This window comes from Streptomyces catenulae (assembly GCF_000718015.1).
Lineage (GTDB): Bacteria > Actinomycetota > Actinomycetes > Streptomycetales > Streptomycetaceae > Streptomyces > Streptomyces catenulae.
In genome coordinates this window covers 263,611-278,178 of record NZ_JODY01000003.1, presented here as the reverse complement: position 1 = coordinate 278,178, position 14,568 = coordinate 263,611, and the positions used below count along the sequence as shown (strand labels likewise).

The 14,568-nt window shown below is 74.1% G+C and carries 8 protein-coding genes (1 of these 8 only partly in view); 6 read left to right on the top strand and 2 right to left on the bottom strand.

Going from position 1 to position 14,568, the window contains the following annotated elements; translation table 11 throughout:
- The first annotated feature begins 140 nt into the window (after positions 1-140).
- Both IF23_RS0105225 and IF23_RS0105220 read left to right on the top strand, forming a co-directional pair.
- The gene (locus IF23_RS0105225; protein ID WP_030280308.1) at positions 141-2,636 is read left to right on the top strand and encodes a helix-turn-helix domain-containing protein; all 2,496 of its coding nucleotides are present in this window, start codon (positions 141-143) and stop codon (positions 2,634-2,636) included.
- Between the two features lie 162 nt (positions 2,637-2,798).
- Positions 2,799-4,145, top strand: coding sequence for a PP2C family protein-serine/threonine phosphatase (locus IF23_RS0105220; RefSeq protein WP_051739288.1), 1,347 nt, complete (start codon positions 2,799-2,801; stop codon positions 4,143-4,145).
- Here IF23_RS0105220 and IF23_RS0105215 read toward each other — a convergent pair.
- Positions 4,120-4,857 carry a response regulator transcription factor gene (locus tag IF23_RS0105215; protein ID WP_078653792.1) on the bottom strand — a complete coding sequence of 246 codons (738 nt, stop codon included), beginning with the start codon at positions 4,855-4,857 and terminating at the stop codon, positions 4,120-4,122. The genes IF23_RS0105220 and IF23_RS0105215 overlap by 26 nt on opposite strands.
- Before the next feature lie 291 nt (positions 4,858-5,148).
- Here IF23_RS0105215 and IF23_RS0105210 point away from each other — a divergent pair, with 291 nt between their 5' ends.
- Positions 5,149-6,210 (top strand): hypothetical protein, encoded by a 1,062-nt coding sequence (locus tag IF23_RS0105210; protein ID WP_030280302.1) that lies wholly within the window; start codon positions 5,149-5,151, stop codon positions 6,208-6,210.
- 113 nt (positions 6,211-6,323) lie between these two features.
- Here the strand turns inward: IF23_RS0105210 and IF23_RS0105205 are convergent, their stop codons facing one another.
- Positions 6,324-6,962 (bottom strand): hypothetical protein, encoded by a 639-nt coding sequence (locus tag IF23_RS0105205; RefSeq protein ID WP_157847974.1) that lies wholly within the window; start codon positions 6,960-6,962, stop codon positions 6,324-6,326.
- Positions 6,963-7,181: 219 nt separating this feature from the next.
- On the opposite strand from IF23_RS0105205, the gene IF23_RS0105200 reads away from it, so the two are divergent.
- The 3 genes from IF23_RS0105200 to IF23_RS0105190 all read left to right on the top strand — a co-directional run.
- Positions 7,182-7,493 (top strand): WXG100 family type VII secretion target, encoded by a 312-nt coding sequence (locus tag IF23_RS0105200; protein ID WP_030280298.1) that lies wholly within the window; start codon positions 7,182-7,184, stop codon positions 7,491-7,493.
- Between the two features lie 160 nt (positions 7,494-7,653).
- Positions 7,654-8,148 (top strand): hypothetical protein, encoded by a 495-nt coding sequence (locus tag IF23_RS31885; RefSeq protein WP_051739243.1) that lies wholly within the window; start codon positions 7,654-7,656, stop codon positions 8,146-8,148.
- A gap of 168 nt (positions 8,149-8,316) precedes the next feature.
- Positions 8,317-14,568: the start of a protein-glutamine glutaminase family protein gene (locus IF23_RS0105190; RefSeq protein ID WP_030280295.1), read on the top strand. 25,329 nt of this gene lie beyond the right edge of the window; 6,252 of the gene's 31,581 nt are visible here — the first part of the coding sequence; its start codon is at positions 8,317-8,319; its stop codon lies off the right edge, out of view.

The window sequence follows — 14,568 nt, the reverse complement described above, 5'->3', positions numbered from 1 at the left end:
GGCGCGCCGGTGGCCGGGGGTCACGGTGGCCCGGTGGAGGAACGGTGGACAGGACACCGAGGCGGCCATATGTGGCCGGTGGCCGCGCTACAGTCCTCGACCTGCGAAGGACGTCGTCGCACGGGGAGGGAACGTCAGTTGTGGCCGGTGCGTTCGGCGAGGTGCTGCGGCGGCTGCGGAGCCGTACGGGGCTGACCCAGGAGGAGTTGGCGGAGCGCTCCGGGGTGAGCGTCCGCACCATCCGCGGCCTGGAGACCGGCAGCCGCGTCAACCCGCGGATGACCACGGTCCAGGAACTGGCCCGGGCGCTGCCGCTCGCCCCCGACGAGCGCGGGGAGTTGCTCCGGGCGGCGCTGGGCGGCGAGGCGCGGCGGGGGCTGGACGGGGCGGAGGTGGTGCGGGACGGGGGCGCACCGGAGGTGGTGCCGGGCGAGGAGGTGGCGCGGGGCGCGGGCCCAGGCCCGGTCCTCGGCACGGCCCGGGGCGCGTCCGTCCCCGGCACGGTCCCGGACGCGTCGGCCCCCGGTACGAACCGGGGCGCAGGCACCACACCGGCGTCCCCGGGGGAAGCGGCGCGCCCGGCAGCCGACATCCCCTCGTCCCCCGATCTCTCGTCCACCTCCGCTCCCCCGCCCGCCTCCGGCCCGTTGGCCGATGCCGTCGAGCAGTTGGCGGGCGCCGTGGCCGCGCGCTGGCGCCGGGAGGAGGAGCAGCGGCAGATCCAGGATCCGTTCCCGCTGCCGGTGCGGTGGCGGGCCGCCGCCGAGGAGTTGGCCGACCACTGGGCCAACATCCGCCGTCTGCCACCGGGCGCGGCGGCCGGACCGCTGGCGCTGGAGGGGCGGTTGGACGGCGTCGCGGCGCTGTACCGGCGGGTGCCGTCCGGGCGGCTGGTGGTGCTGGGGCGGTCCGGTTCGGGCAAGACGGTGCTGGCGCTCCGGTTCGTCCTGGACCATCTCGCCTCGCGGACCGCCGCGGAGCCGGTGCCGGTGATCTTCAGCATCGGCGCCTGGAACCCGACCGCCGTCCCGCTGCGGGACTGGCTGGCCGACCGGCTGATCCGCGACCACCCCGGCTACGCCGCCCAGGGTCCCGGCGGGACGACGCTGGCGGCGGCGCTGGTGGAGTCCGGGCGGGTGCTGCCCGTGCTGGACGGCTTCGACGAGATGGCCGCCGGGCTGCGCCGCCCCGCGCTGGAGGCGCTCAACGCCACCACCCTCCCGCTGCTGCTCACCAGCCGCCCCGCGGAGTACGCCGCCGCGGTCGCCGAGACCGATGTCCTCACCTCCGCCGCGGCGGTCGAACTCACCGACCTCACCCTCGACGACCTGGCCGCCTATCTGCCCCGCACCACCCGCAAGCCCGGCCGCGCCCGGCCCGCTGCGAACGCCTGGGAGCCGGTGCTGACCGCCCTGCGCGCGCACCCCGCGCCGCCGCTCGCGGCCGTTCTGACCAATCCGCTGATGGTCGCGCTGGCCCGCGCCGTCTACAGCGACACCCCGGACCACGACCCGGCGGAGCTGCTGGACGGTGAGCGGTTCGGCGGCCCGGAGGCGCTGGAGGACCACCTCCTGGAGAGCTTTCTGCCCACCGTCTACCGCCGCCCGTCCCCGTCGGCGCCGGGCGCCCGGCCGCGCCGCGCCGTCGCCCCGGACCGCGCCCGGCACTGGCTCGGCCACCTCGCCCACCACCTCCACCGGCTGGAGACCCCGGACCTGGCGTGGTGGCGGCTGGGCGGCGGGCTGCGCCGCGGTCCCCGTACGGCGGTCACCGCGCTGGTGACGGGGGTGGCCATCGGTCTCGCCGACGCCGCGCTGGCCGCCGCGGTCGGCGGCCCGTACCCGCTGGTGGACGGGGCGGTGGTGGGGCTGCTGGCCGGGCTGATGTTCGGGCTCGTGTACTGGCTGACCTTCGCGGTCCGGGACGTACAGGTGGCGCCGTCGGCGGTGCGGCTGCGTCTGGGCCGCGGGGCGCCGCGCGGTACGGCCGGTCCCCGGCTGGTCGTCGGGACGCTGGGCGGTGGGGTCTTCGGCCTCGGCTACGGCTTGGTCGTCGGCCTGATGCAGAGCCGCTTCCGCTGGCCGGGCGGGCTGCGGTACGGCCTGATCGACGGGACCTTCTACGGGCTGGTCTTCAGCGTCGCCGCCGGGCTGAGCTTCTGCCTGCTGAGCCTGGTGGAGAGCCCCCTCGATCTGCGCTCGGCGGCCCATCCGCGGGGCCTGCTGCGCACCCACCGCGCGACGGTGCTGACCCGGCTCGCCGTCTGGGCGCCCCTCTTCGGGGCGCTGGTCGGGGGCGGTGCCGCGGCGGCGGTCGATCTGCTGCGCGGGGTGCTGGGCCCCCTGCTGTGGAGCCCCGCCGCCGGGCTGGTGCTCGGCACGCTCAGCGGGGTGGGCGGCGCGCTGGGGTATGTCCTCGCGCTGACCGCGTGGGGGCAGTGGCTGGTGCTCGGCAGGTTCTGGCTGCCGCTGACCGGGCGGCTGCCGTGGGCCGTCACCGCCTTCCTCGACGACGCCTACCGGCGCGGGGTGCTGCGGCAGGCGGGCGCGGTCTACCAGTTCCGCCACGCCCGCCTCCAGCACCATCTGGCGCGGGCCCACCGCACGGCGCCCGGCCGCGGCGGCCCACGGCGGTGAGGCGTCCGGGCGGCCGTAGCGGTCCCGGTTCCCCCGGACGGTGCACCGCGGCCGCCCCACACCAGGCGCGGTCCGTCCGATCCATGCTCATATGGAAGGGTCTGTACGTCGAGGTGAGCGCGTCGTGCGCGCGTTCCGGTGGCGGTGAACAAGGGGCAGCCGGTGGCGCAGGAGCGGGAGGAGAGGACGCCTGACGACCCGGCCGACGTGCCGTATCTGTCGCTGTTCAACCTGCCGCTCAGCTCGGACCTGGACCGCCTCGGCGAGCAGATGCACGATCTGGCGCGTGCCCAGCGGACCTTCCAGGGGCTGCTCGGCGCGGTGGTCAGCATCAGCAGCGAGCTGGAGCTGCCGACGGTGCTGCGGCGGATCGTCCGTACCGCGATGGATCTGGTCGGCGCCCGCTACGGCGCCATGGGTGTCCTGGACGACAGCGGGGAGCAGCTCGCCGAGTTCATCCCGCTCGGCCTGACCACCCAGGAGCTGGCCGGGCTCGCCGGGGTGGAGCTGCCGCGGGGGCGCGGATTGCTGGGGCATCTCATCCACCATCCGCAGCCGCTGCGGGTGGACCGTATAGCCGACCACCCGGGCTCGGCGGGTTTCCCGCCCGGGCATCCGCCGATGCGCACCCTGCTCGGTGTCGCGATCTCGGTACGCGGCCGGATCTACGGCAACCTCTATCTCTCCGACCGGAGGGACGGGGAGCCGTTCGACCGGCACGACGAGGGCGTGATCCTGGCGCTCGCCGGGACCGCGGGGGTGGCGATCGAGAACGCCCGCCTGTACGACCAGGTCCGCAACAGCTCCGAGCGGTTCCAACGGCTGCTGCTGCCGGAGCTGTTGGACCTGCGGCCGTTCGAGGCGGGCGCGATCTACCGGCCGGCGCGTACACCCGGTCAGCTCGGCGGCGACTGGTACGACGCGGTGAAGCTCTCCGACGACTCGTGCATCGCGGTGATCGGCGATGTGGTCGGCCACGATCTGGAGGCGGCGGCGGCCATGTCGCAGACCCGCAACATGCTGCGGGCGCTGACCTTCGACGGGCACACCCCGCCGAGCGCCGCGCTGACCCAGCTGGACCGCATCATGGACATGACCGGCGGCCAGTTGCTCACCACGGCGTGCGTGGCCCGCCTCGACCCCGCCGACCGGGGCTGGCGGCTGCGGTGGAGCAGCGCCGGGCACCCGCCGCCCCTGGTGGTGCCGCCGGACGGCACCGCGTACTACCTGGACGCGGAGCCCGGACTGCCGCTCCGGGTGGACACCACCCGGCCCCGTCCCGACCACTCCCGCGTCCTGCCGCCGGGCAGCATCGTCATCCTCTACACCGACGGGCTGATCGAGCGCCACGACCGGCCGCTGACCGAGGGGATGACCGCGCTGGCGGCGCTCGCCCGGCACCACGCCCGGGAGCCGGTCGACCAGCTGTGCCGCTCGCTCGCCGACCGCCACCCCAGCGACGGACACGACGACATGGCGGCGCTCATCCTGCGTACGCCCGGTCCGTGAGCCGCCCCCCGGCCGCCCGTCCCGGCGTGGCCAGCGGCCCCACGGCGCTCGCGGCGAGCTTCGGCCGCGGCTCGCGCAGCAGCCCCAACTCGATGGCGGTCCGGGTGAGATCGGCCTTGTTGCCGACGTTGAGCTTGGCCCGGATGCGTTTGACGTACGTACTGACGGTGGCCTCGGACAGGCCCATCCGGCGGCCTATCTGACCGTGCGTCAGTCCTTCGGCGAGCAGCCGCAGCGCCTCCAGTTCGCGGCGGGCGAGCGAGCGCGGTTCGATGCCGCCGGGCTGCTCCAACTCGTTGCGGAGCCGGGGCACGAGCGTGGCGGAGAGATGGAAGCCGCCGGTGACGACGGTGCCGACGGCGCGCAGCAGTTCCTCGTCGTCCACCTGGTCGGTGACGCAGCCCAGCACCCCGGCGCGGACGGCGCCGAGCAGGCGGTAGGGCTGGACGAAGCCGGACACCAGGAGCACCGGGGCGCAGGCGACGAGGCGGTCGAGGGTCCGCGCCGGGGGCTCGGTGCCCGCGTGGTCGTAGGCGGGCGGGCTGTAGAGGATGGCGTCGGGCGCGTCGGGTCCCGGGGTGAGCGGGAGGTCCTGCACGCGCTCCACCGAGGCGACGACCTCCAGCCACGGAGCCCGGGAAAGCGCCCTTTCCAGACCGTACCGGACGAGATTCTGGCGCTCGACAATGACAATGCGCGCACAGCTGGACATGCGTATTCCTGTCGTCAGATCAACGCGTCGTTCCCCGTTCTTCCGAGCGGCACACTAGCGGAAGATCGAGGCGATGCGCCCCAACGTACCGCACCGATCGGTACCGTCGGATCGACGGTCCGCGGAGCGGAACACCACACGCTTCGGCGGGGCGTCACACAATCACCCGGAGCCCCCTCGGAAGGCAAACCGACCGGAGCGATTCGATTTCTTCCGGGGGCCTTTTCCGATTGCCGGTGAGCGGTATTCTGCCGCCTGTCTCTTACGGCACGACAATGGGAGAGTACGTACGTGGCTGACCAGGAAAAGTCCCCGCAGTCCGCCGATGCGGCGTCGGGGCGCCTGCCGGAGGAGGACCGGCACGGTTTCGTCTCCGCGTTCGTGGGCGGCGTCCGCTCCGGGGGCGAGGAGGGCAGGCCGGGCAAGCGGCTGATGGTGATCGGCATCGCGGTCGTCGCCGCGCTGGGCCTCGGCGCCCTCGCGATCGGCGCGCTGACCGCCCCGGACGACAAGAAGGCACAGGCGGCGGACAAGGTGGCACCGGCGGGCGCGACCGCCGGGGCCGACCACCACGAGAAGGGCCGGGAGTCCCGCACCGGGAACGCCGGGACCGGCGGCGTGGGCGGCTCCGGCGGCATCGGCGGCACGGGCGGCTCCGGCGGCACGGGCGGCCAGGAGATCACCCCGGACGGGCGGCAGGACATACCCGCGCCGAACACCGCGGACCCCACGGGCTCCGCGCACACCCCGCCGAGCCCGAAGGCCGCCGCCACCGGCCACGACGGCACCGTCACGGCGCGCTCCCGCAGCGTCGCCCCGGCGTTCACCGCGCTCACCGGGTACGGCTGTCCGTCCAACGCGACCGCCGGGTTCTGGATGAAGGACGCCAACTTCCAGCTGAAGCGGGAGGGCTGGGTCAAGTCCGGCACCGGCGGTTACACGGGCTCCGGCTGTACCGGACGGTATGTCTCGCTGCCGATGTCGGGGTCGTCGACCAAGTACGACCCCGCCCAGTACGTGCTGTGGAAGTTCGACTACAGCGCCAGGATCAAGGGCGCCGCGACCTGCCGCCTCGCGGTGTACATCCCGGACAACCCGAAGATCCTCTACGTCGGCGGCCACCCCGCGCAGTACGCGGTCTACGACGCCGACCGCAGCGGCGGCACCCCCGCCACCGCCTTCGGCATCGACCAGGTCAACAGCCGCGGCAAGTGGCTCTCGCACGGCCCGTTCAAGGTCCGCAGCGGCAAGGTGACGCTGCGGATGTTCAACACCGGCGTCGACCACACGGCGGCCACCCAGTACGCACACGATGCCGCCGGTCCGGTGCAGCTGACCTGCGCACCCGCCTGACCGGGCGCGTCCCGGCCGCTCACGGGCGGCCGGGACGCGGACGGGCCGGGGCCCGGCCGCTTCCGCAGGGAAACGGCCGGGCCCCGGCCCGTCGGTGCCGGTGGGCGGCGCGCTCAGCTGTCCACGATGGGTTTGCCGGTCGGTCCGGGGAAGACGGAGGCGTGGTCGGCGTGGGCGTAGTAGGTGCCCGTGCGGTCCATCAGGACCATGTACCGCCCGACCAGTTCGATGGCGTTGGCGCACTCCATCAGCACGTTCTTCATGCTCGGGTACATCACCGGGCCGAACTTCTCGGCCGCCTGCCGCACCCCCGGGTCGTCCTTGATCAGGGGGCCCGGGTCGGGCTCCGCGAAGGTCGCCTCGTGCGGGTTGCGCCGGTCCACGTTCTGGCCGGGGCGGGGCTTGGGGATGGTGTCCGTGTAGGTGGCCTGCTCACCGAAGACGGTGTGCGCGGCGTCGGCGGCGAGGACGAGCGACTTGAGGTTCTCGTACCCGGTGACCATCTGACCGGCGGAGACCCGCAGGAGTTCCATGCTGTCGGCGAGCGCGCCGACGTTGACGTTGAAGGCCGCGTGGCTGGGCGCCTTGGTCGCCTTCCCGTCGCCGCCGCTGCCGTCGGTCTGCGGCATCTCGGTGGTGATGACCGGGGTGGTCTGCCAGAGCATCGAGAGGGTGGGCGGCGCGGCGGCCTCGGGCGGCGCGGCGCCGTCGCCCGACGTGTCCGAACCGCCGCCGTCGGCGTCGATGGGCACCCGGTGGGGGCCGTACCGGGAGTCTTTCGGTTCCACTGCCACAGGTGCCCTTCCGCCATGATCATTCCGGGTGGTGTCCGGTTCTGTCCATCCCATCCAATGCGGGGGCGAGACAGACAGGTCCCCGTTGGGTGACGCCGTATCGCCCCTGATCGGTGACACGGACGGCGTCGGAAGAGGGACCTGCATCGGGGTCATCCGCGCACTTAAAGTCACCGCGTGGCCTCTCGTACCTTCACCCTCGACGAGTTCCGGATCGAGCTGGACCGGCTCCACGACACCATCGGCACGGTGGGCGGATGCACCGCCGCCATCGAGGCGGACATCGCCGCCGTGAAGGAAGCCTTCCGGCTCGCCGAGGGCGTCTGGAGCTCCCCGTCCAGCGCGACCTTCTCCGAGCTCCAGCGCGAGTTCAGCGACCACATGGAGACGCTGGTCGCGCTGTTGTACGAGATGAAGCGGCGGATGCAGGCGGCGTACGACGTCTACCACGAGGTCGAGACCAAGAACACGAAGAACTTCCACAAGTAGCGCCAGGGGTGCCGCACCGGTCCGGACGGGCCGGGCGGCGCCCCTGGCGCATCGGGCGCCCGCCGTGCGCTGCCGCGCGGCGGGCGCCGACGTCCGGACATCCCCCAGGGAGCCCGCCCGGCGGTACGGCGGCGCTCCCGTGTACGGCCCAGGAGCAGCGGTGAGCCCCAGCAAAGACCCCCGGCCCGATCCCCCGGTCACCTACGGCCAGGTGGGCGGCGTGCACGCGACGATCTCCGTCGACGGTGAGGCACTGCGGACCTACGGGGAGCAGATCGGCGGGCCCGACGGCGGCGGCGGTCTCGTCGAGGACCTCGGCAACGAGGTGTCCAAGATCTTCAAGGCGCTCTCCGACCTCCAGGTCGGCTGGGCGGGCAAGACCGAGGAGGAGGCCGGCGCCTTCTTCCGGCGCCTGGACGCCTGCATGACCAGCCTCTTCGGCAAGAGCGGCGACACCGAGAGCCAGACGAACAGCGTGCTGGCGCGGGTCGCCTTCTCGCTGACGCTGGCGGGCAACAATTATCTGGCCGCGGAGGACGCGTCCCATCAGGAGTTCAACGACTTCGCCACCCAGCTCGCCGCGACGGGCGACGGCGGCGGAAAAGCGGAGGACGTCACCGACAGCACGAAGTCCGCGATCGGTGAAAAATTCTGACCCCGAAATTCGCGCCACCCCGCTATTCCCCGCGGATGCTCCGCTTGCGTTTTTCTTGCTTTTTTCTTGCGTTGCGCTGACGTCCCGCTGATATTCGCAGCCGGCACCTTTCCGTGACACAGTTCCCCTCTTTCTCCTTCCGCCCTTCCCCACCCAGGTGATGTCGCCATGTACCAGCCCGATCAGACCATTACCGACGACATCTACGCCCTCGGCAACGCATGGATCGACTTCGGCGACATGCTCTGGGAAAAGATGCTCGACATGGACGGCTCGGTCCAGGGCGTCGACTGGCGGGGCGACGCCCACGACACGGCGGTCACCGTGGCCTGGCCGCGGCTGCGGGACGAGAAGTACCGGCCCGCGGTCAACCACGCCTGGGAGATCGGCAACACCATCAACGCGTACGGCGACTTCATCAAGGAGGTGCAGGCCAAGGAGTTGCACGCGGCGCGGATGCAGGCGATCAAGCTGATGCTGGTCACCCTGCTCCCGCTGCTCGCCGTCGTGGCGCTGGCGGTCCTGCTGCCGCTGGGCACGATCCTGGCGGCGCTCACCTCGGTGCTGGAGGCGATGGGCGTGGTGATGGAGGGCATCGCCGTCGCCGCCACCTACGCCGGTGCCATCGCGCTCGACGTGATCCTGAACGTCGCGGTGCAGCTCGGCGCCGACGTGGGCGCGCAAGCCTTCGCCGCCGCCGTCACCCACACCGACATGCCGGACTTCGGCAGCAAGGAGTGGTGGAAGCAGGAGGGCCTCAACCTCGGGCTCGCGGGCGCGGGCAGCCTCCTCGCCCCCGGTCTGAAGGGGCTGGGCGCGCTGCGGCGGGGGCTGGGCGATCTGATGCGCGGTCCGAAGCTGACCCCGCCGAAGTTCGACCCGAAGATCGAGGCGCCGCCGCTGGGCGGCGGGCGGGGGGCTTCCGGGTTCGACATGCCGAAGGGCTCGATCACCCCGCCGTCGGGGCTCGGCAACCTCGACGGCAAGGTCGTCAACAAGGTGCCGGACGGCCCGGTCACCGCCCTCCCGGACCGGACCACCTTCAAGCCCCCGAAGACGGACACCCTCCTCCCCGGCGGGGATCTGCCCCGCGCCGAGATCCCGGTGAACGCCGGTCCCCACCCGTCGGCCCCGCCGCGCGAGACGCCCGGGAACGTCCCGCCGCGCAGCGAGCTGACACCGCCGAACGGCCCCCGGCCGCAGGGCGAGGTGCCGCTCCAGCCGAAGCCCGATCTGGAGAGCCCGCACCAGCCGAACCCGTCGGCGACCGACCCGGTGTCCCCGCACGCCCCGGCGGGCCGTCACACCGGGCCCGCCAAGGGGGCGCCGCTCTCCGACGAACGGCCCGGGGGTACGTCCACGGGCCGCCCCGAGCAGGAGGGCCCGGGGGCGACGCCGCAGCAGGACGCGCCGACCTCGTCGCGGACGGCGGACGAGCACGCCGAGGTGCCGCCCCTGACGCAGGTGTCCGAGCACGGTGCGCACAACCCCGGCGCGCCGGGCAAGGGTGTGCAGCACGTCGGCGAGGAGGGGCTCCAGAAGGTTCCGGGCAGGGCGCACCTGGAGGCCACGCCGCCCGGCCGTGGCCCGGCGGGCGAGATCCCGAAGTCCGAGGCGCCGCACCAGACGCTCCGCGACGGTCGGAGCGGCGACCTCACGCCCAACGGCGCCAAGACGAACGACGTCACCGGCAACCCCGGCAACGGCAAGACCCAGGACCTCACGGGCAACCCCGGCAACGGCAAGACGAACGACCTGACCGGCAACACCAAGGCGCAGGACCTCACCGGCAATCCCGGCAACACCAAGGCCCAGGACCTCACCGGCAACCCCGGCAGCACCAAGGCGCAGGATGTCACCGCGCCCGGGGTGAAGGACGCCAAGGTCGGTGCGGAGAACGGCAGGCCGCAGCAGCTCAGCCGCTCCGAGCCGCACCCCGCGGGCACCGAGGGGAAGGCACCGACGGAACGGTCCACGCCGGGGACGCCCACCGGGGAGAGGCCGTCGGTGGAGAACAAGCCGGGCGGCGACCGCACCGTCACCACCTCCTCGAAGGAGCTGCCGACCAGGGACGAGGGGAACACCACCGCCCGGAACGGCGCCCGCAACGAGGGGCCGACGCAGTCCGGGGCGCCGAAGAGCACGGAGCACACCTCGGCGTCCTCCGGCGGCCGGGGCGACCGGGCCCACGACGCGGCGGCCGAGGGCGTCCACCAGTCGCGGACCGCGGACGACGCCGTCCACCCCGGCTCCCGGGAAGGCGCCGACCCCCTGCACGCGGGGAGCGGTCCCGGTGCGGGCGCGGCCGGACACGTGGAGCACTCCGGGGCGGCCGCCGCGAAGGAGGCGGACGCCGCCAAGGAGAAGGCGTGGGCCGCCGAGAGCGACACGTTGAAGAAGAACACCGCGGAGCGGCTGTCCGACGCCGAGCGGGTCCGCGAGTACACCTCGGACGCCCACTTCCACGAGGGCGGCCGGAAGCTCCAGGAGAAGTTCACCGACGCCACCGGCTCGTCCAAGGCGCTGCGGTCGCTGAACGACGCCGAACGGCAGCAGGTCTTCGACCGGTTGGTGGGCGACGCCCGCACCACGTTCGACAAGATCTTCGGCCCCCTCCGTGAGGGGACCGACGTCCGGCCCGAGGCGCTGGCCAAGGCCGAGCAGCAGTGGCAGAAGGAGCTGGACAGGCTCGGCGGCACCGTCCGCGGGCGCGCCCAACTCCACAAGCTCCAGCCGAAGCTGGACGGGAGGATCGAGACGAAGGTCTCCGAGGCCCGCCGGGGGTGGCGGGCCGAGGGCCATGAGCCGGACCTCGTCGAGCGGTTCGCCAAGGAGTACGAGGAGGGGCTGAGCCATGTCGCGGACGCCACGTACGGCAAGCTGCGGACGGAGCCGCACTGGCAGGTGAGCGACAAGGGCCGACGCTTCGACCAGATGGCCGACCACCTGCGCAAGGGGCTGCCCGACCGGCTGGGCCGGGAGATCGAGTTCCAGGCCACGGCCCGTGAACACCTCGACGCCTGGCAGGAGTTCGGCTCCGGGCTGAGCACGGAGGACCGCACCGCCCTGCAGGACCGCTACTCCCGCACCGGCCGGGAGGCGTTCGACGAGCTGGTGGACAAGGAGGCGGCGAAGCTCCGCGCCGCCAAGCACCGGCCGCGGGTGCTCTCCCGGCTGACCGCCAAGGAGCAGCAGCTCGCCCACGACCTCGCGGTCAAGAAGTGGCCGCAGCGCGGGGAGGAGCTGATCGGCCGGCTGGACGCCGAGGTCCGGGCCGGACAGGACCTCCGCCGCTTCATCGACGAGCTGCCCACCCGCCTGGACACCCGTCTGCCGGACGGGCCCCGCGCCGCGCACACCCGCGGGGAGTTGATCGACAGCGTCCACGCCTCGCTGAAGCGCGACGCCGAGGCGCTGTGGGACACGGTGCGCGACAAGCCGCTGGAGACCGGCGCCCGGGACCTCGACACCCTCACCCGGGACGGGCTGGAGCGGCTCAACGGGAGCCTGGACGAGCGGTTCCGCTTCGAGCGCGGCGTCCAGGAACGGTGGAACGCCTCGCTGCGCCCCGCCGACGACCTGGGCCCGCACGGCTCGCAGGTGCGCGCCTGGCAGCAGGAGCTGCGCGACCACGCCCTCGCCGACGTCCGCAAGGGCCTGGGCACCGACTACTCCCCCACCCATGTCGACTCCGCGCTGACCCGGCTCGACTCCTCCCTCGCCGACATCGGCCGGGCGACGCCCGAGCTGCGGGCGGGCGCCGAACGGCTGCCGGAGGCCACCACGGGCGCGCGGGCCGCCTGGGACGAACTGACCGCCGGACACCCGGGGTTGCCCACGTCCACCACGGACCGCATGTGGTCGGAGTTCCACCGCGACTGGATGTCCGGCCACGGCAAGATCTGGTCCGACGGACGCCTGGACGGCATCGAGTGGCACGCCCCCGAGCGCACCACCGACATCCCCTACGACGCCGCCCGGGCCGCGGAGCACCAGCAGGCCCGCACCCGTCTCCTGGACCACTACGAGACCGTCGTCGAGCTGGCCGGGGTGCAGGAGCGGCAGCTGTCGCAGCTCGCCGACGACGTCCGGCGCGCGGCGCACGAGTGGCAGCCGCCGCACCACCGGCTCGCGGACGCCACCGGCACCGCGGAGCAGGCCGCCGACGCCGCCCGGAACGCGGCCGGTTCGGCCCGGCAGGCGGCCGCCGCCGCGAAGGAGGCCGCCGAGGCGCTGGAGCGGCTGGTGGGGAAGGGCGGCCGGGGCGGCGCGCTCCCCCCGAAGTCCCTCACCGCCGAGGAGCGGGCCGCCGCGCGCGGCAGGGACACCGTCCCCGCCGCGCCGGAGGTGGACCGGACGCTGCACGGCGATGTCGCCGAGGTCAAGAAGGCCGAGGCCGCCGCCCGTACCGCGGAGGACGCCGCGACGGCGGCGCGGGACGCGGCGGCGCGCGCCGCGGACGCCACCGCGGCGGCCCGCGCCGCCGCCGACCGGTTCCCGGGCGGGGCGGGCGCCGCCGCGCCGACGGCCGAGGTGGCGGCCGCGGTCCGGGACGCCGCCGCGCAGGCCCGGGCGGCGGCCGAGGCGGCCGAGCGGGCCGCGGCGCGGGCGCTGGACACGGCCGGTGGCGCGGACGACGCCGCGGCCTCCGCCTGGCGCGCCTCGACCGCGGCGCAGGACGCGGGGGGCCACGGCTTCCGGAAGCTGATCGACCGTCCTACGTCGTACACGCCGGGCGCCGACGACATCAAGGCGGTGGTGGACGAGGTCACCGCCGAGCTGCGGAGCGAGTTCGAGAAGCTCACCGAGCTGCCCGAAGCCGGGCTGGTGGGGAGCGCCGACCGGGAGGCGCTGTCCGAGTCCTGGTCCCGCTACCACCGCAAGCTCCTCGACGAGCTGCCCACCCGCTTCGACCTGCGCCACCGCGACGGCCACTGGTCCCCCACCGCCGACAAGGCCGTCGACGACCTGCTGGCGACCCCGGAGTTCGTCCGGGACCCGCTCCCCCACGAGATGGTCCACGCGGTCAAGTCCCGCTACGCCCAGGAGCTGACGGCGGCGCGGCAGGCGGGGGCGGACGGCGGGGACGTGGTCGGCTCCCTCCGGGACCGGCTCGACTTCGCCCGCCGGGCCGAGCGGCACGTCGACGATCTGATGAAGCGGTACGACGGCGGCGACCGCCCGGACCGCGCCGCGTGGGACGGTGCCCGCGAGAAGTGGCGCGCCACCGCCCGCGGCCAACTGCTGGACACCTACCGCGACCTGGGGGCGCTGCACGCGGCGGGGGCGGAGGCCCGCGAGGCGGCGGATCTGGCGCTGGACGGCGGGGTCCGGAAGCTGGAGGAGCAGCTCCGTCTCGAACGGGAGCTGCCCGGGCTGCGGGACTCGCTGTTCGACGGGGCGTTCCGGCACGACCGGGACACCGACCTCGTCGACGCGGCCGCGCAGAGCCTGGAGAAGGATCTCAGGGCGGCGGTGGACGACGCGTTCACCGCGCACCACGTGGGCGGCACGACCGATCCGCACGCCGCCGGTCGCGCGGTGGGCCAGGGCCGTACCGCCGCGGCGGCGATGACCGGCGAGCGCGGGCTCGCCGGACGGCTGCGCTACCACGAGGAGATGGACGCCCACCTCCGTGAGCTGCGCGCGCAGGCCGACGGCAGGGGCCTGCTGACCGACCCGGTGACCGTCGAGCGGGTCCACGACAAGCTCGCCGCGGAGCTGGAGAAGCTCGCCGACACCCACCTGGGCGGGGTACGGACCGGCCGCTCCCCACTGGCGGGCGGCGAGTCGGACCCGCGGTTCCGGCAGTGGCGCGAGGACTCCCGGGCACTCCTGGACCGCTTCGACGCGGAACTGCGGCTGGACGAGGACCGGCAGTTCGCCGCCCGGGAGGCGGGCGAGGTCTTCGAGACGACGTTCGGCGACGGGCTGATCCACCATGTCCCGGAGAGCGGCCGGTGGTCCGGCAGCGACGGGGTGGCGTCGGCGTTCCGGCGCGACTGGGTCGCCCTGGACGACCACTTCCGCCGCCCCGGCGCCGACGATCTGAAGAGTTGGCTGGAGACCGAGAAGAACTCCGCCGACGCCTTCCAACAGGGCCTCGACCGTGTGCGGACACAGCGGGAGCCGCGCCCGGCGCCGGACGTGGCGGGGCAGCGGCCGACGGAGACCGCGCCCGCCGGTACCCGCGAACCCGCGGGCGCCGCCGCCGAGGGGGACGCCCCGCACGGTTCCGGCCGGGACCTGACCGCGGAACGCGAGACCCCGGAGGCGGCCTCCGACCGGACCCGTACCCCCGAGGACACCCCGGACAGCCCCGGCGCGCAGCAGCAGATCACCGAGACCGTGCCGCAGGAGCGGGGCGCCGGGCGGCGTGTCCCGGAGCGGCAGGTGCGCGAGGAGGTCACCCGGGAGCCG

What these genes read in the sequence shown, in the direction of transcription:
- IF23_RS0105215 (WP_078653792.1), bottom strand. Translation starts at nt 4,857, where the DNA reads ATGTCCAGCTGTGCGCGCATTGTCATTGTCGAGCGCCAGAATCTCGTC.